Source organism: Streptomyces sp. NBC_01214, from assembly GCF_026340975.1.
GTDB lineage: Bacteria > Actinomycetota > Actinomycetes > Streptomycetales > Streptomycetaceae > Streptomyces.
Genome location: NZ_JAPEOS010000002.1, coordinates 755,579 through 772,549, shown reverse-complemented (window position 1 = coordinate 772,549; position 16,971 = coordinate 755,579). Strand labels below are relative to the sequence as shown.

The window sequence follows — 16,971 nt, the reverse complement described above, 5'->3', positions numbered from 1 at the left end:
GCCGGTCGGGACGGGCGGCTCCGGCACGGCCGGGCAGGTCAGCCGGCTTCGGGCTTGGGCCCCTTCAGGACCTTGCTGACCCACTCCAGGGAGCCTTCCTTCATGCCCCGGACGTAGTGCCAGCCGTTGTGCTCGCCGTTCTGGATGTCGCGGATGGTCATCTTGACCGGTCCCTTGCCGTACTGCTGCTGGAACTTCGTCATCCGCTCCTTCCCGCTCTCCTTGGTGCCGATCTGGAAGTTGATGTAGACCTCGGGACCCTTGGTGTCGATCAGCTTCTGGGCGAGCTTCTCCGGGTTGTTCGCGTCCATCTCGGCCTGGTGGCCCTTCCAGAGCGGGGAGTCCGGGACGATCTCGCCGCCGCTGGCGATCACGGCCTTGAACCGGTCCGGGTGCTGTAGGACGGTCTTCATGCCGACGAAGGCGCCGGAGGAGGAGCCCATGAAGGCCCAGCCGTCACGGGACTTGTAGGTACGGAAGTTGGCCTTGACGAAGTCCGGTACGTCCTCGGCGATCCACGTGCCCATCTTGGCCTGGCCGGGGATGTCGGAGCCGTCGTAGTAGTACTTGGCGTCCGGGTTGAGCACCGGCATGATCACGACGAACGGCAGGCTGGTGCCGGCCTTGGCGCCGTCGCTGATGGCCTTCTGGAGGCCGAGGCTGCGGTCGGACCAGTAGTTGTCCGGGAAGCCGTTGCCGCCGGGGAGCGCGATGAGGACCGGGAAGCCGCTCTTGGCGTACTTGGGGTCGTCGTACTCCTTGGGCGCCCACACCCATACGTCGCCCTCGAAGCCGGACTTCGCGCCGGCGAGGCGGGTCTTGGCGATGATCGTGCCGTCGTCGAGCTTGGTGGTCTGCTTGAAGCCGGACTTGGGGCCTGCCGGCATGAGGACGTCCGGGTCGCCGGAGGGCGTGGCGGCGGTCGCCGGGGCGCTCGGGTCCGCTTTGCCCGTGGCCGGGGGCGGGGTGTTCTTCCCGAAGCTCACCTCCTCGCCGTTGCCGGAGAACCAGTCGAGCTTCCAGGACGCGAACCCGCCGCCGCCGAGCAGGAGCGCGAGGGCGACCCCCGCGCCGATCCATATTCGGCGCCGGGAGCGCTTCGGCTCCGGGGGCCGGGGGGAGGTGGGCTGCTCGCCGTACGGCTGGTGCTGCTGCGCCGGGCCCGGGTATCCGGGGAAGTCCTGGTGCCCCCGGTACTGCTCCTGGGGCGGGTACTCCTGGTGCGGCTGTTCATCAGGCCGCGGGCGCTGCGGGTACTGGTGCACGGACTTCGCTCCGAACGGTCATGCTGCCCCCGAGGGCAGAACGGCTGGGCATCCCCGAGGGGGCGTCGTGCCGGTCGGGCCGCCCCTAGTTCTGATGTACGGAACCCCAGCACAGTTCCAAGACGGAGCAAAATCCTGCCGGGGATCCCGGTCGGCCGGCCGTCTCAGCGCTGGGCTTCGAGCGCCTCCGCGCACCGCCCGAGCAGCTGGATCAGCAGCTCCCGCTCCTCGCGGGTGAATGCGGCGGCGAGCGCTCGCTCCACCCGCACCGCGCCGGAGTCCGCCAGCTCCATCGCCGCACGCCCCTCGTCCGTGAGCCGGGTCTCCAGCACGTTGCGGTGCCATTCGTGCGGGGTCCGCTCGATGAGCCCGCGCTCCTGGAGGTTCTTCAGCACGGTGTTCATGGTCGGCGGCGTCACCCCGCACAGGCGGGCGAGCGCAGCGGCCGAAAGGCCGGGCTTCTCGGCCAGCCACAGCAGCGCGGCGTACTGCGGAACCGTTACTGCGGCCGGCTTGCACGCCGTGTTCTTCGCCGCGAGGAGCGCCTGCTCAGCACGCTTGAGGTGAGAGCCGATCCGCTCCTCGGGGGCCATGGAGGTCATGTCCGCATCTTACGACCAGCCTTGCAAGCATTAGAGCTCTAACATACATTCGCCTTCACCTACTCACTAGAGGACACACGTGAAGACGAAGTCGTTCCTTCTCGCCGCCCTGCCCGCCGCCCTGACTCCTGCCCTGGCCCCCGCCGCGACCGCGGCCCTGGCGGCCGCCGTGGCCGTGACCCTCACGCTGGGAGCGGCCCCGGCGCAGGCGCACGCCCCGGCGGGCGACGCCCGGATATCCACGGCCTTCGCCCTGCCCGGTGGGAAGGTCTATCCGGAGGGCATCGCCACCGATCCCCGCACCCACACCGTCTACGTCGGCTCGTACGCGGACGGCACCGTCTACCGGGCCCGCCCCGGCCGGCCCGAGGCCGAGGTGTTCCTGCCCTCCGGCACCGACGGCCGCCGCACGGCGAACGGTCTGCGCGTCGACGCGCTCGGCCGCCTGTGGGTCACCGACTCCACCGCGGGCGTGGCGGTCTACGACACCACCAGCGGGGCCCGCCTGGCCCATTTCGAGGTGGCTCGGGGCGCCGGAACCCCCGCCCGCTTCGTCAACGACCTGGCCCTCACCCCGGACGGCACGGCCTACCTCACGGACAGCATCCGCGGCGTGATCTACCGGGTGACCCCCGAGCAGCTGGCCGCCGGGAGCGGCACCCTGACCGAGGCCTACGACCTCTCCGCGGCCCTGCGCCCCCGGCCGGCGGGCGGCTTCAGCCTCAACGGCATCGTCGCCGACCGGACCGGCCGCTACCTCCTCACCGTCGACATGCCGGAGGGCGACCTCTACCGCGTGGACCTGCGCACCGGCGCCGTCCGCCGCGTCGACCTCGACGGCGGCGACCTGAAGGCCGCCGACGGCCTCGACCTCTCCCCCGACGGCACCCTGCGCGTGGCGCACAACGTCACCAACACGCTGACCCGCTGGCAGGTCTGCGCGGACGGCACCCGCGCCCGCCTGACCCGCACGATCACGGACCCGTCCCTACAGATCCCCACGACCCTCGCGCACACCCCGGGCCGCACGCTCGTGGTCCGCTCCCAGTTCGACCAGGGCGGCCCCATGTCCCCGGACTCGGGCACCCCCACCACGTTCACGGTCGCTGCGGTCCGCGGCCTGTGACCGGCGGCGATACGGCGTGAGCGTGCCGGCGGTCGCGATGGCTATGGCCGCGGCCCCGGTGGATGGGTGCGCGGAACGGCCGCGGGCTCGGACGTACCGTCACACCGTCGTCAGCACGGCTGGGTTGCGCCGCCCTTGGCCTTCCGGCGGGCCCGCACGTCGGCGAACGCGTACGGCAGCCCGGGCAGCAGCAGCAACGTCGCGACCCACAGCGGGAGCGTGAACAGCACCCCGTCTCCGGTCAGCCACTTGGTGAGGACCATCACGGGCAGACCGACGGCGAAGGAGAGCAGCCAGTGCTGGTGCATGGGCATGCTGCCCCGTCGCAGCTCCCAGGCGACCGTGATCGAGCCGATGGCCGCCCAGAAGGCGAGGTAGTCGGCGGTCACGGCCAGGTGGGCGGTCCACCGGATCAGGTGCGAGAAGACCGGCAGGATACCGAGGATGAAGCAGGCGATGGCCGTCGTGCGCAGGGCCCGCTGGGCGAACGGGGCGCGCTCGCGCGCCCAGGCCGCGGCGAAGGCCCGTACGTCCGGACCGACGACGTCCTGCGCGGTGCGACCGGCGGCCTCCGCGTCCTCCAGGTGCGCGGAGAGCTCGTCGAGCATCTCCCGCGCGGCGGCTTCGCCGACGCCGCGGTACTCCCAGTTGCTGCGGCAGGCCGCGAGTATCTGCTCGTTGGTCATGGTGTGGCTTCCCCCGTGGAGTGCGTACCGGCGCTCAGGATCCGACCGACGGGCCCGGCGAAGGCCTGCCAGTCGGCCCGCCCCCCGGTCAGCTCGGCGTGCCCGGCCTCGGTCGGTCGGTAGTACTTGCGCGGGGCGCCGCCGCTGGGGGACGGGGCACGGTACGAGGAGATGAGCCCCGCCCGTTCCATCCGTGCGAGCAGCGGATAGATGCTGCCTTCGCTGACGAGGTCGAGCCCGTGATCGGCGAGCGCCTCGGCGAACTCGAAGCCGTACCTGGGCCGTTCGGCGATGAGGGACAGCAGGCAGAGGTCAAGCACTCCGCGCAGGAGCTGGCTGCGCCGTTGGTCGGCGGTCGCGTTCGGCTCCTTTGTCATGCGGTACAAGATAGTCACCGATTCCCTTGCACCGCAAGACAATCGCCCGATTTCCTTGCACCGCAAGACAATCTCGCCCGCTCACGCCGGTCCGACGCCCTGCCGGCCGACCGTGCCCAGCCGACCGACCGTGCCCAGCCGCGCCTGCTCCTCCTCGACGATCTGGCGGGCCATCGCGACGTCCGACACGTCGACCGCGTCCGGCGTGGACTCGGCGACGGCACTGCGCCGTGCGTACGCGTCGAACAGGCGGCTCTTGTTCTTCAGCATCCGCACCATCCGCTCGTCCACTCCGCGCGTGGCGAGCAGCCGGTGCACCCGGACCGGACGCACCTGCCCCATCCGGTGGGCCCGCGCCACCGCCTGGTTCTCGACGGTCGGCTTGACCTGGGGCTCGCAGATGATCACGACGGAGGCGGCCTGCACGTTGAGCCCCACTCCCGCCGCCTCGATCTGCGCCACCAGCACCGCGTGCCCCGGCGCGGCGGCGAACTCGTCCACCACCTGCTGGCGGCGGGCGGGCGGCACGCTCCCCGAGAGCGGACCGAACACCCGGCCGCCGACGGGACCCGGCGCCGCCTCCAGGGAGTCCTTCACCACCCCCAGCACCTGCCGGAAGTTGGAGAACACGACCACCTTCAGCCCGTTCTCGGCGGCGTCCTCGACGATCTCGCGCAGCCGGTTCAGCTTCGCCGACCTCTCGGGGTGCGCGTACGCCGCCCTGCGCATCGCCATGAAGTTGCCGGAGCGCACCGCCTCGCGGTAGGCGGACTCGTCGGAGGCGCTCAACTCCTCCCACTCGTCCGTGTGCTGGAGCGCGGGCAGTTCGGTCAGGACGTCCTGCTGGTTGCGGCGCAGATAGACCGGGGCGACGGCCTTGCGGAAGGCCTTGGAGCCGGCCACGCCGTCCCGGTCACCGGCCGCGGCCAGGTCGGGCCGGAGGATGTTCACCAGGCTGCGGAACTCGGCGACCCGGTTCTCCATCGGCGTCCCGGTCATGAACAGGACCCGGTCGCAGCGCCCGGACCATTCGGTCACGGCCTGGGCCCGCCGGGTCTTCGGGTTCTTCACGTAGTGCGCCTCGTCCACGACCAACATCCCGATCTCGCCGCCTCCGGGCGCGGGAAACCCGCGCAAGGCGTCGAAGGTGGTCACCGCCACCCCGCCCCGGCCCTTCCAGTCGGCGAAGGCCTCCAACCGGTCCGGGCCGTGCAGGCACATCACGCGCAACGTGCTGCGGGCCTCGATCTCACGCGTCCAGTTGATCAGGACGCTGGCCGGGCAGACGACCACGAAGTGGCTCTGGCCTTCGGCAGCGAGGTGGGACAGGACGGCGATGGCCTGGATGGTCTTCCCGAGCCCCATCTCGTCCCCGAGGATCACCTTGCGCTGCGCCAGGGCGAACCGCGCCCCGAAGGACTGGTAACCGCGGAGCGACACCCTGCGGTGCGTGTCGTCGAGCAGCTGGCGGCGGACCCGCTCGGCGACCTCGTCGGGCAGGAACCCTTCGACGGCGGCCGCGTCGGGACTACTGCCGTCGATCTCCGCGAGGAGGCCGTAGTACTCGGCGGACCGCAGCTCGAAGTCGACCCAGGCCGCCACCTCGGTCGAAGGACCGCGCAGCAGGTCCACCGAAGCCTGCGCGAGCAGCTCGGGCACCGCCCCCTGCACCGCCTCCTCGGTCAGGCCGCGGACCTCGGCGACGGCGCCGAGCGCCCGCTCCCGCTTGGCCCGCCCCGCCAGCAGCATCCGCAGCCGCCCGGCGGCCGGCTTGGCCTCGGCGAGCAGCGGGCCGAGCCGTTCCGCGAGCTCCGCGGCCGCGTCGAGGGCGCGCTGCGCGTCGGGGCCCGCCTCCACCAGGACGTGCAGGGCCGTGACGAGCGCGGTGGTCCGGGGCTCCGGCCGCTCCACGTCGATGTGGACGGCGATGGTCTCGCGCACGGCTTCGGAGATCTGGCGGGCCGCCGCGATGACCTGATCGGCGGTCCGCTGCCCCACACCGGGAATCTGGCGCAGCCGGTACGACCCGGCGTCGAGCACCTGCCCGACCGAACGCAGCCCGCTCCGCTCGACCTCCCCGAGTCTGAGGCGACCCTCGGTGACCTCCTTCAGCCGGGCCACGGGGATGGCTTCCAGAGCCTGCTCCGCCGCCGCGTCGCGGATCGGCTTCAGGGCCTCCCGAACCGCGTCGACGGCCTGCCGGTGGTCACCGACCACCGCCTGCGCGGCCGCGTACAGCCGCTCTCCTCCGGCGACCGCCTCCCGCTCCCTGCGCCCCATCCGGCCCCGGCCTCTCTCTCCGTTTCCCGCATCCTCCCACCGCCGTCCCGCCACGTTGGACGAGCCGGTCCCGGCCGGACGCGACGGTGACCGGTCACCGCGACCGCCGGGGCGGACGGGGTGACCGGTCACCGTCGGGCGTCACTCGCCCAGGAGCCGGGCGGTGCGGGCGTCGAGCTCCTCGCGGACCATGCGGGCGTGCTCGGTGCGCGCCTTGTAGTGGTCGTGCCCCAGCCGGGCCTTGTCCTCCTCGGCCCACACCTCGGCCGCGTACTGCCGGACCTCGTGGTCGATGGCGTCGACCCGGCGCTGCGCCTCCTGGTCCTCCAGGTGGATGCGCTTGTTGGCCTCGCGCCGCTCACCGAGCCTGCGGTCGTACTCGGACGGGCCGCTCATCAGCTTGGCGAGCACCGGCATGGCGTCGACCAGCAACAGCACGGCGTGCAGCAGGAACATCATGAAGAGCGCGAAACCGTCGGACCACGCCACGGTGGACAGCGCGTCGGCGCGCATCAGCAGCCCGTCGTGCGCTTGCGACTTCTGCCTCTCGGCGACCTTGTCGTCGATCGCCTCCTTGACGTCCGTGCGGTAGGCGGTGCCGGTCGTGATCAACTGCTCGGACAGGAGGTTGGCCTTGCCGACGAGCTCGGCGCGCTTCGCCTCGTACTCGGCGACCTTGCTCGTGTCCTTGTACGCGCCGGTGTCCGCGCGGGCGCGCTCACAGGTCTCGGTGGTGTCCCAGCCGCTGCCGCGCCGGATCCAGCGGTCCTTGGCGCACTCGCGGCGCTCGGTCTCCAGCTTCCCGCCGAGGGTGTCGTTGTAGGTCTTGATCTGGCCGTCGAGGCGGGCGGTGGCCGCGGTGTTGTCGGCGATGTCCTCCTTGATCGAGGCCGGCGCTCCCGGCACCGTCAGATGGAAGTCGCCGCACTCGTCGCGGTCCGTCGTGTCCTGGCCGTCGAGGGGATTGCAGGCGGTGAGGTCGCCGCGGAAGTCGGCGAGGTCGCGCTCCCTGCTGACCGCCATCTCCTGACGTATCTCCCGGTCGAAGATCTGAAACAACAGCGGCTCGGCGATGGTGAGCCCGAGCACCACGGAGAGGAACAGCCGGGGCACCAGCATGCGGACCGCCCGACCGCCGGTGTAGCCGTGGGTGCTGGAGACCAGCCAGCTGTCCAGGGCCAGCACGATCCACGCCCACACCAGGCCGACCACGACGGCCACCGCGACCGGCGTGCCCTCTCGGATCGTGCAGATCGCCATGGCCATGGAGGCGCCGCCGAGCAGCGCGGTGTTGAGCACGATGGCCCCGTACCACGTGTAGCGGGCGCGCTCGGCGCTCTCGCGGTCGAGGATCTCCTCGCGGATGCCGATCAGACGGCGCAGGAGCGCGGCGGGGCTGCCGCTGCGGCCTCCCCGGGCGCGGTGGGCGCGGTGGGCGGGCCGGGGCTCGGCCGCCCACGCGTCGTACTCCTCGTCGGGCGGGCGTACGGGGGTGTCAGCGGCCACGCTCCTCCCTCCCCGCTTCACCGAGGTCGTCGTCGGCGATCAGGGGTCGGCGCGCGGAGCGGGCGCCGTCGCCGTCGCCCGCTCCGTCGCGGTCCTGGTCCGTGCCGCCGGCGCGGGAGGACCGGTCGGAGCGCTCGCCCCCGTCGCCGTAACGGTCTTCGCCGTAACGGTCGTTCCCGTACCGGTCGTCCCCGTACGGGTCTTCGTGCCGGGCGTCGCGCGGACCGTTCTCCCGTCCGTACTCCCCCTTCCCGTACGGATCCTCCTGGCCGTAGGACCGTCCGCGGCGCTCGTCGGAACGGTCCCGGGACGACGTGCCGGTGCCCTCCTTCAGCTGCGGGGTGTCGGCGGCTCCGGCCACCTGCGCGGCGGCGGGGGGATCCTGGTCGAGGAGGCCCTGTCCGGTGCTGAGCCGCTCGACGAAGGCACGCGCGTCGAGCGGCGCGTTGTCGAGGAGGCCGCGGTTGATCATCTGGCGGCCCAGTTCCTGGTTGACGTTGTCGCGCCGGTCGGCCCGGTGCCGCCGCTCGGCCCGGTCGGCCAGCACGTCCTCGCGCTGCTCGGCACGCTTCCGCAGCCGGTCGTCGCGGTCCGCGGCCCGCTGCTCGCGCTGCTCCTCCCGGGCGGCGTCGAGCGCGGCGCGCTGGTCCTGGCGGTCGACCTCGCGGTGGCGGTCCTCGCGCTCCAGGCTGTAGCGGAGGTCCTCCCGCTCTGCGTGGCGCCGCCGTTCGGCGTTCTCCCAGTGGCGCTCCTCGTCCTCGCGCTGCCGCTCGCGCCGCACCCGGTCGCTCTCGCGCTGCCGCTCGGACAGCTCGGAGTACCCGATCTCGCCCCGGCGCTGGGCGAGGACGTCGGTGTTGGCGGGGTCGGTGCCGAAGTCTTCGAGGTCCTTGAGCGCCTCCGTGCGCTCGAACTCGAAGTCCTTGCGCTTGAGGTTGTGGGTGTAGTGCTGGTCCTCGGCGTCGGTCCGCTGGGCGTAGGACCGCTTGAGGTCTTCCAGTTCCTGCTGGTGCCGCATTTCGAGCGACTTGCGCTCGGCTTCCATCGCCTTGCGTTCCTTCTCGCGCTCGTGCTCCATCTGCTCGCGCTCGCGGCGCACCGCCTCCTTCACGCGGTCGTGCTCGCGTTCGCGCCGCTCCTCGTCGGCGCGGCGCTGCTGGTCGGCGAACTCCTGCGGGGTGAGCACCGTCAGGTACGGGTCGCCGACGGAGAGCCCGGCGATCCGCGGAGGTTCCATCTCCAGGTACGAGATCAGGCGCGCGGTCAGCCTCCGGGACACCTCCTTGCCCGCTTCGAGCGGCCATTCCTGGGTGACGTCGGTGAGTCCGGGCAGCGCCCGGAGGTAGCCGAGCAGCCGGGACTCCACGTCGACGACGCCCTCGCGGACGACGGCCACGGGGTCGGTGACCGTGCAGTGGAAGGCGACCTGGACGGTGAAGCCGTCGGTCTCGGCGGACGGTACGTCGGTGCCGACCGTGACCGGCACGGCGGTACGGCAGTCGACGACGGTGACCGAGCCGGCGTTCAGGACGGTCTCGTCGCCGGGCCCGCGGACGCCGTGGTCGGTGAGGTACTGGTCCCCGGTGCGGTAGACGAGGACCTGGTGGGCGGAGACGCGGGGCAGTTCGTCGTGCGAGCGGGTCGGTTGGTTCCAGAAGCGGCGACCGGTGCGGGGTGCGGGTGCCAACACCCGCTCCTCGACCAGGGGATAGGTCCTGCGGATCGTGGTCATCGTGGTTCGGTGTCCTTCACACGGTTCAAGGCGCCGAGCAGGGCCGCGACGCAGTCGGGACCAGTGGCGCGGGTGGGACCAGTGGTGCGGGTGGGACGGGAGACCGCGAGTCGGCCCAGCTCGCTCGTCAGCAAGGGGTGCTCGACCTGCGGAAGCGCGGCGGCGAGGGCGTGACCGAGTCGCGCGGCCGCAGCGGTGGGGTCGGAGGTAACGGCGTGCAGGCCGCGGACCGCGCCGAGCAGCGCGGACAGGGCGCTGCGGCGCAGCGGCCGGTAGCAGAGGACCGCCGCCCACAACTCGGCGACGACGTCGGCCTCCTCGGGCCGGTCGGCGACGTAGCGTGCGACGGCGGGGCGGCCCGAGAGCCGCTCGGTGGCGGTGAAGATCCAGAGGGTGGTCTCGAGGACGAGCAGGCCGGTCGCCGAGTAGGCGGCGGACCGGGTGCGCCGTTCCTTCCTGATCCGGTGCGCCAGGGCGTCGAGCACGATGCCGGCGTCCTCCTGGCAGTCGACGAGCGTCAGGAACAGCTGCGCCCAGGCCCGCAGCCCGTGTTCGCGTTCCTCCCGCTTTTCGAGGGCGCTGGTGCGCAGCACCGCCCAGAGCCACTTCACCGCGTCGGTGGGGAAGGTGACGCCGAGCTGGCCGCTGAAGGCGATCAGCGCGGTGCCCCGCAGGGTGGGGTGGAGGGACTGGGCCCAAGTGCGGGCCAGGGTGAGCGCGGCGGCCGCCTGGGTCTCCTCCAGGCACATGTACCAGAGCACGTACACCGCGAGGGTCTGCCCGATCTCGCCGCTCTCCCCGCGCGCCCACGGGTCGAGGTAGCTCTGCACGACCTCGTCGAAGGCGATGTGCCCGAGCAGTGTGAGTCCGGAGGCGATGGAGAGCTGGAGGGCGGGGTCGGGGTCGGCGTCGACGAGCGCGTCCAGCCAGTGGCGGACCGCGTCCCAGTATTCGGTGGGGTGATCGCGCCACAGCGCCTGTAGCACCCAGCGGCGCAGCTCGGAGTCGGCGAAGACCATGACCTCACGGGTGGTCGCGCCGTAGACCTGCATCTCGGTGGTGATCAGGGCGTTGCGGGAGAGCGAGCGGCGCCGGTCCACGGGGCGGGCGCGGCGGCGCTGCTGCGGGTCGGTGCCTTCGGGGGCGGCCGCCTGCCCCGTGGCGTCGGGGGCTGCCGCACCGTCGGCGGCGGCCCCGGCCCCGGCCCCGGTCCCGGCCCCGGACGCGGTCCCGTACGCGGTCCCGTACGCGGCTTCCGGTGTGAAGTAGACCGGTCCGAGGAGCCGTTCGAGGAGGTCCTGGAGCGATTCGAAGGCGCGCCGTCCGATGCCGGGGGCGAAGGCGAGGGTGGTGACCTCGGCGATCTCGCGCAGGCTCCGCTCCTCCTCGGCGCCGAACCACTCCTGGACCGCCTGCGGGGCGCTGCCGCTGTGCTCCTTCCACGCCTGGTCGGGGTCGGCGCCGGCCGCGATCCGCTGGGCCGCGTCGGCGACGACCGCGATGGGGCAGCCGGGCGGGATGCCGGCCACGGCGCGGTCGACCACCTCCTGCGGGACGCGGGCCTGGACCAGCCGGGCCCGTACCACCTTGTCCAGGGCCGGGGGCCGCCACGCCAGATGACGTACGGCCTTGGGGGAGCGGCCGGCCACGCCGTGCACGGTGGTGATCACCAGATGGGCGCGGTGGCGGCGCAGCTGGTCGCGCACGCGGCGCCAGTCGAAGTCGGAGGACGGTCCGGGGGCGTCCGCGGGGGTCGCGGCGGATCCGGCGGATCCGGCAGCTCCCGCGGCTCCCGCAGCGGCGGCGGTTCCGGTGCGGTCGAGGACGACGTAGCCGACGCCCGCGTCGAAGGTCCGCTCCGCGAGCTGGTCGAGGCCGATGTCGGGCGAGAGCACCACGTAGTCGGCGGAGGGGCCGACGGTCTCCCGGAGCAGGGCGACCGCACCGGAGCGCTTGCCCGTGCCCTGGGGGCCGGTCAGGACGACGATGCCGGTACGGGACAGCTCGCCGGCCGCGTCGTCGAAGCAGTCGGGGCGGATGTACGAGCGCAGCAGCGCGTCGATCTCGTCGCCGTCGAGGAGGCCGGTGGCGCGGGCCCGCCCGGGCCGCTCGGCGGTGGCGATGCCGAAGTGGGCGCGGCCGTGGTACTGCGGGCCGTAGAAGTTGTTGTAGACGCGGTAGTCGCCCTCGGAGGAACCGGGATCGGCTCCGGAATCCGCCCTGGAGTCCGCCCGGGAATCCGTTTCGGAATTCACTCGTGCGGGTGACGGGGATGGGGGTGTGGACGGGGTCGGGGTCGGGGTCGCCGGCGGGGTCGGGCTCGCTGGCGGCTCGGGGGCGGGGCGCGGATCGGCGGCGCCGTTCGTCGCCTCGTCGGCTAACTGCCGGGGTTCGCCGGACACCCCGTCTCCTTCCCCACTGTTTCCGTGGTTCTCCGTGGGTCGGTCCGTGGATCTCACGTGTGCACCCCGTCTCCCCGTCCGCTCAACTCACTTGGAGATGCCGAAGACGACGTTCCCGTTGATGGCGGTTCCGTACAGGTTGGTGGTGACCGAGTCGCCTCGGCCTGCGGCGGCCGCCGTAGAAGCGGAATCCGAACCGGAGGGCTGCCCAAGGCCCTTATTAGATTCAGAGACAGTGCTGGTGTCGGATCCGGAACCAGAAGCGGAGTCAGAAACGGAATCAGATCCGGCGGTTGAGTTGGAGGCCGAGACGGAGGTGGGGCCGGAGGTGGGGCCGGGGTCACCGAGGTCCAGCGCGTGGACGTCGTACCCCGACGACGACCTCGCGGAACTCCTCCGGCCGGAAGTTGGTGTACCCCTGGGCGACGAGCTCGGTGAAGACCGGCGCGGTCAGCGCGACGGCGAGCGCGGCGTCCGGGGCCGCGGCGAGGGCCCGGCGCAGGGGGTCGCTCTCCAGGATCCGGGACACCTCGACGGGGCCGGGGCCCACGAAGCCGTTGGGGGCCTCGGACGCCGGACCGAAGTGCACGGCAGCGCGCAGCGCGACCCGCGCGCCGGGCACCCGGTCGCGGTTGTGGGCCCGCAGCCCTGCGTCGAGGCGGCGCATGAACGGCTCGACGAGCGCCTGCTCGTCGGAGCCGGCCGGCAGCACGGCGAACTCGGAATCCCCGCCTGCCTGCCGTACCCAGGAGGCCCGGTCGAGCCCGGCGGCCTCGGCGGCCTCGGAGAGGAGCCGGGGCAACACCGTCTGGATCTCGCGCTGTCGCGCGGTGTCCGCGCTGCCGTAACCTCGCGCGTCGACGGCGAGCAGGAGCCGCCTGTCGAACACACCCATCGCACCTACGGACATCCCGTCCTCCTCGTCCGCGCCATCGGGAAGGACAGCATGCCGCACCTCCAACTCACTCGCGAACCAAGGAAGTTACGAGATGCAGGGCGATGCGGCATGCCGCTCCCGGACCAGTGCCCACCCCCCGTGGAGCGCCGGTCACCCTGCCAGTCGTACACCGGAACCAGCTACTCGCACCCCGTGGAAATACGGGATCCGGCGTAGTCGCCCGATCCCGTAGAAGTGCCTGGTCCGCTCAGCGCGCGGGCGGCTCAATGGAAGTCCATCCGAGTCGCGTTGGAGGTTCCGTGACATCCACCCCGCCCACCGCACGCACGGCGGCGCCCGCCTCCGCCGAGGACGCGCCCGGCCCCGCCCCGCGCACGATGCTGACCGTCCTGCAGACGACGCACCAGCACGCCGACGCCAAGGCCGGCATCCTCTCCGCCGTACAGGCGGCACTCGTGGGGACGGCGGGCTCGTGGAGCGAGGCGGCGCTCGACGGCTGGCGGCGCGGCGGCCTGCTCGGCGCCCTGGCGGGGGTGCTGCTGGTGCTCTTCGCCTGCGGCCTCTTCGGCGGCGCGGCCTCGCTCGCGCTGGCCCTCCGGCCGCGCATCTGGCGGCCCACCGGCCCCAACGACTACAGCTTCGTGCGACTGGCCGCCGCCTCGGACCCGTCGCCGTCCACCACCACCGCCGAGGACGAGCGGCAGCTGCACGCGATGATCCGCTTCCTCTCCGCCGTGGCCCTGCGGAAGTACCGCTGCGTCACCGCCGCCGTGGTGTGCACCGCGGTGATGGGCACCACCGCCGGCCTGTGCCTGCTGTTACGACCCCTGCTCGGCTGACCCCGGGGGCCGGCGCGGGGCGGGCGGCGCCACGGGCTCGGCGAGTTCGGCCACCCGGGCGAGCCGGGCCAGGTCGTGCACGGTGGTCGTCCGGTATCCGGTGCCGAGCAGCCCCTCGTCCCGCAGCTCGCGCAGCCCCTTGTGCACGGTGGTCTCCGCGGCGCCGGTGAGCGCGGCGAGTTCGGGCTGGGTGAGCTGGAAGCCGATCACATGGCCACCACCCGCCTCGGGCCGCCCGTACGCCACGGCGAGCTCCACCAGCAGCCGCGCGAGGCGCACCTTGACCGGATACCCGCGGAACTCCAGCCGCCGCCGGTTGGCCCAGCGCAGCCGGTCGGCCACGATCCGGGTCAGCGCCATCGCGACCTCGGGCCGCCGCAGCATGAGCCCATGCAGGGCCCCGGGCCCGATCACCCGCGCCCGCAACGGCCCGCAGGCCACCACCCCGGCCGACCGCGGCGCACCGTCGAGGGCGGCCATCTCGCCCACGCTGTCCCCGCCGACCCGAACGGCGAGCAGCGACTCCTGCCCGTTCTCGACGGTCGCGGTGACCTTGGCGAACCCCCTGAGGATCACGTACAGATGCCGATCGGTGGCGCCCTCGGTGAGCAGCACGCCGCCGGAGCCGAGCGTCAACTCCGAACCCAGCCCGAGCAATTCCGCCCGCGCGGGGGCGGACAACACCCCGAGCAGGCTCCGACCCGGCCATTCCCACTGCTCCCCCGGCCCCACGTCCACCCTCCGCCCGCCGCACCCACGTCCCGCGCCCGCCCAGGCTAGGCCCTCCCCCGCCGAATGCACCCGCCCGCGCCCGGAAGGCCACCTCAGGGAAGCGCCATTGCATCCACCCAGACCTTGAAGCGGAATGCCTACGGACTGACTGCGGACTGACTGCGGACTGGTCGGGTACGCCGAGGCAGAGAAATCCATGGCACGACGGCGGGACCTGCAACGAGACTGCGCAGGTGAGCGGCTCCTACCCCTGTCCCTGCTGCGGGCAACGCGTGCTCGACGCCATGCCCGGCTCCTACGAGATCTGCCCCGTCTGCTTCTGGGAGGACGACGGGGTCCAGTTCCGCTGGCCGACCATGTCCGGCGGAGCGAACAGGATCTCCCTGATCGAGGCCCAGCTCAACTACCAGGACTTCGGCGCCTGCGACCAGCACGGACGTCAGTACGTCCGCCCTCCGGCCGAGGACGAGCCGCTCGATCCCGCGTGGCGCCCCATCGACCTGACGCGCGACTCCTTCGAGGACTGGGACGCGGACGAACACACCCCGTGGCCCGACGACCGCTCGGTCCTCATCTGGTGGCTCCCCACCTTCTGGCGCCGCGACCACCCGGCAGCACCATGACCTCCCCCATCGAGGCCCTCGTCCAACGGCTCGACGGTGACGACGACGCCTCGTACGGCGCTCGCGCGCGGCTGATCGGCATCGGCCGTGACGCGACCCTCCCGATCACCGATGGACTGCCCGCCCTGGGCCGCTTCGGCCGACTGACCGCCATCGAAGTCTTCGAAGCGGTCGCGGATCCCCGCTGCGGCCCCACCCTGATCGCCCTCCTGGACGACGACGAGCCCACCGTCAGGGAATGGGCGGCGATCGCCCTGGCGAACCTGGAGATCGACGATGCCGTGGAGCCCCTGCGCCGCGCCTACCGCGCCTGCCTGGAACGGGCGACCCCACCGGACTGGACCGAGCCCGTCGGCATCCGTTGGGCCCTCACCGAACTCGGCGCCCGCACCCCCGTCGTCCCCCCGCTCACCGCGCGCCTACGAGCCACCACTGCGGATGACGGCCCCGGCTGGCCTTCGGCCCACTTCACCGCGCTCATCGACGACCTGGCCGACCACGCCCAGGTGATCCTCTACTCCCCGTTCTGGCGGGTGGACGCCGGCCGCTCGTACGACGTCTGCGGCACCGCCCTGGACTGGGAACTCGACTGGACCGCCCCCTGGGAGCATCTCGTCGAAGAGTCCCGCACCTGGTCCCTGCTGGAAGCCTCCGAAGCCCCCGTCGACGACAACGTCTTCGTCGCTCCCACCTGGATCGACCGTAGCGACCTGGACCCGGAGAGATGACCGATGTCGTTCCAACACCCCGAGACGACCGGCCACGGCACGAGGAAGGACTCGGACCACCCGCGCCACCTCGAAAGGAACGGCGCACGCGTCCTGCGGCCGGGGTGACCGCACGCCAAACGCTTCGCCCGGCACCCGATCGCCGACGCCACCACCATCACCGACGCCGAACTGGAATCGTTCCGCGAGCGCATCGGCGACCTGCTCCTGGCCAGCGAGGTCTGCTACTCCGGCGGCGCCTACTGCTTCGCCCTGGCCCACTTCGGCACACACGCGGGAGCCACTCCGTCGCAGGTCAGACGACCCTTCGCCGAAAGTACGAAACGTTGAAGCGGAACTCCACCACAACGACTCTGACCTGCGAATATGTGGGCACATCCCAGCGCCATCCCAGCACGGGATTTTCGACAAAGTACAAGAAGATCCGACGCCAAGGACGCTACACAACGCCTGCGAGCTCCGGTGCGCGTTTCCGACTCAATCGGCCGTGCCTGGCTCCACGACCCACTCGGCTTGCAGACCACTCACCGAAGCGATCATGTCGAAGTCGCCGTCGTAGTGCAGGACCGTGGCCCGATGTCGCTCGGCGATTGCCGCGATGAGGACGTCGGCCAGCGACAGCGCCCGGTGAAAGCCGGCGTTCAGGGCCAGGGCCTGGATCTCGAGCGCCCGCTCGAACTCTTCGTCGTTGCAGGGCAGGTAGTCGAACCCACGAAGCAGGGTGCGCAGCCGTAGCGCCTCGGGCCTGCCGCGCGCCGAGTACAGAACCTCGTACTCGGTCGGAGCGCACACCGCCAGAAGCCCATCGCGGTCCAGCGCTTCCAGCCGCGCCCGCACCGCCGGTTTGCCCAGGCGGGCCAGCGCGGACTTGTCGATCAGGTAGCGCCCCTTCACGCTGCCGAGGCTCCACCTTCGCGCTTCAGGGAGCCGTCCGGATTCCGCGGCCCCGTCTGCGAGCGGATCTCCGCGAACACATCCTCGAACTCACCGTCATCCATGGCGTCGAACAGCTCCCGGCGCAGCCGTAGCTTCACCCCCTCCTCCATGGCCGCCCGCACTGCGGCGGCCTTGGTCTTCACGCCATACACCCGCATCGCCTGCTCGACGATCTCTTCGTCCAGATCGATCACAGTCCTGGCCATCAGTTACCCCTTCACAGCCCGACGACCCAACAA

General features: G+C 72.1%; 16 protein-coding genes and 1 pseudogene. 5 read left to right on the top strand and 12 right to left on the bottom strand.

The features are described 5' to 3' along the window. Positions 1–38 precede the first annotated feature (38 nt). Entirely contained in the window at positions 39–1,049 is a 1,011-nt protein-coding gene (locus OG594_RS28505) for an esterase family protein (protein WP_266606608.1), read from the bottom strand. A gap of 380 nt (positions 1,050–1,429) precedes the next feature. Beyond that, positions 1,430–1,867, bottom strand: coding sequence for a MarR family winged helix-turn-helix transcriptional regulator (locus tag OG594_RS28500; RefSeq protein ID WP_266604522.1), 438 nt, complete (start codon positions 1,865–1,867; stop codon positions 1,430–1,432). Positions 1,868–1,946: 79 nt separating this feature from the next. On the opposite strand from OG594_RS28500, the gene OG594_RS28495 reads away from it, so the two are divergent. After that, positions 1,947–2,993: an SMP-30/gluconolactonase/LRE family protein gene (locus tag OG594_RS28495; RefSeq protein WP_266604520.1), complete on the top strand. Its 1,047-nt coding sequence runs from the start codon at positions 1,947–1,949 to the stop codon at positions 2,991–2,993. A gap of 110 nt (positions 2,994–3,103) precedes the next feature. On the opposite strand, the gene OG594_RS28490 is transcribed toward OG594_RS28495, so the two are convergent. The 7 genes from OG594_RS28490 to OG594_RS28460 form a co-directional block, all read right to left on the bottom strand. After that, positions 3,104–3,679, bottom strand: a complete 576-nt coding sequence (locus tag OG594_RS28490) for a hypothetical protein (protein ID WP_266604518.1) — start codon at positions 3,677–3,679, stop codon at positions 3,104–3,106. Then, positions 3,676–4,056, bottom strand: a complete 381-nt coding sequence (locus OG594_RS28485; RefSeq protein WP_266604516.1) for a PadR family transcriptional regulator — start codon at positions 4,054–4,056, stop codon at positions 3,676–3,678. The genes OG594_RS28490 and OG594_RS28485 overlap by 4 nt, the downstream gene beginning before the upstream one ends. Positions 4,057–4,137: 81 nt before the next feature. Then, on the bottom strand, positions 4,138–6,336 hold the full coding sequence (locus OG594_RS28480) for a DEAD/DEAH box helicase (RefSeq protein ID WP_266604514.1): 2,199 nt from the start codon (positions 6,334–6,336) through the stop codon (positions 4,138–4,140). Between the two features lie 141 nt (positions 6,337–6,477). Continuing rightward, entirely contained in the window at positions 6,478–7,842 is a 1,365-nt protein-coding gene (locus OG594_RS28475; protein WP_266604512.1) for a DUF4407 domain-containing protein, read from the bottom strand. Further along, on the bottom strand, positions 7,832–9,574 hold the full coding sequence (locus OG594_RS28470) for a hypothetical protein (RefSeq protein ID WP_266604510.1): 1,743 nt from the start codon (positions 9,572–9,574) through the stop codon (positions 7,832–7,834). Before OG594_RS28470 ends, OG594_RS28475 begins: the two co-directional genes overlap by 11 nt. Beyond that, entirely contained in the window at positions 9,571–11,829 is a 2,259-nt protein-coding gene (locus tag OG594_RS28465; RefSeq protein ID WP_266604508.1) for a hypothetical protein, read from the bottom strand. The genes OG594_RS28470 and OG594_RS28465 overlap by 4 nt, the downstream gene beginning before the upstream one ends. Positions 11,830–12,316: 487 nt before the next feature. Beyond that, positions 12,317–12,886 carry a hypothetical protein gene (locus tag OG594_RS28460; protein ID WP_266604506.1) on the bottom strand — a complete coding sequence of 190 codons (570 nt, stop codon included), beginning with the start codon at positions 12,884–12,886 and terminating at the stop codon, positions 12,317–12,319. A 287-nt stretch (positions 12,887–13,173) separates the two neighbouring features. On the opposite strand from OG594_RS28460, the gene OG594_RS28455 reads away from it, so the two are divergent. Then, positions 13,174–13,713, top strand: a complete 540-nt coding sequence (locus OG594_RS28455; RefSeq protein ID WP_266604504.1) for a Pycsar system effector family protein — start codon at positions 13,174–13,176, stop codon at positions 13,711–13,713. On the opposite strand, the gene OG594_RS28450 is transcribed toward OG594_RS28455, so the two are convergent. Beyond that, positions 13,693–14,397, bottom strand: coding sequence for a Crp/Fnr family transcriptional regulator (locus tag OG594_RS28450; protein WP_266604502.1), 705 nt, complete (start codon positions 14,395–14,397; stop codon positions 13,693–13,695). The two genes, OG594_RS28455 and OG594_RS28450, sit on opposite strands and share 21 nt — an antisense overlap. 281 nt (positions 14,398–14,678) lie before the next feature. On the opposite strand from OG594_RS28450, the gene OG594_RS28445 reads away from it, so the two are divergent. From OG594_RS28445 to OG594_RS28435, 3 genes and pseudogenes are all read left to right on the top strand, one after another. After that, complete coding sequence (locus tag OG594_RS28445) at positions 14,679–15,068, top strand: CPCC family cysteine-rich protein (protein WP_266604500.1); 390 nt, start codon at positions 14,679–14,681, stop codon at positions 15,066–15,068. Beyond that, the gene (locus OG594_RS28440) at positions 15,065–15,796 is read left to right on the top strand and encodes a HEAT repeat domain-containing protein (protein WP_266604498.1); all 732 of its coding nucleotides are present in this window, start codon (positions 15,065–15,067) and stop codon (positions 15,794–15,796) included. The genes OG594_RS28445 and OG594_RS28440 overlap by 4 nt, the downstream gene beginning before the upstream one ends. A gap of 3 nt (positions 15,797–15,799) precedes the next feature. Continuing rightward, positions 15,800–16,069, top strand: a pseudogene (locus tag OG594_RS28435) (DUF6000 family protein); the annotation flags it as partial. Positions 16,070–16,273: 204 nt separating this feature from the next. Here OG594_RS28435 and OG594_RS28430 read toward each other — a convergent pair. Together OG594_RS28430 and OG594_RS28425 are read right to left on the bottom strand one after the other, a co-directional pair. Then, the gene (locus OG594_RS28430) at positions 16,274–16,690 is read right to left on the bottom strand and encodes a PIN domain nuclease (RefSeq protein ID WP_266604496.1); all 417 of its coding nucleotides are present in this window, start codon (positions 16,688–16,690) and stop codon (positions 16,274–16,276) included. Beyond that, positions 16,687–16,938: a type II toxin-antitoxin system VapB family antitoxin gene (locus tag OG594_RS28425; RefSeq protein ID WP_125543856.1), complete on the bottom strand. Its 252-nt coding sequence runs from the start codon at positions 16,936–16,938 to the stop codon at positions 16,687–16,689. The genes OG594_RS28430 and OG594_RS28425 overlap by 4 nt, the downstream gene beginning before the upstream one ends. Between the last annotated feature and the right edge of the window lie 33 nt (positions 16,939–16,971).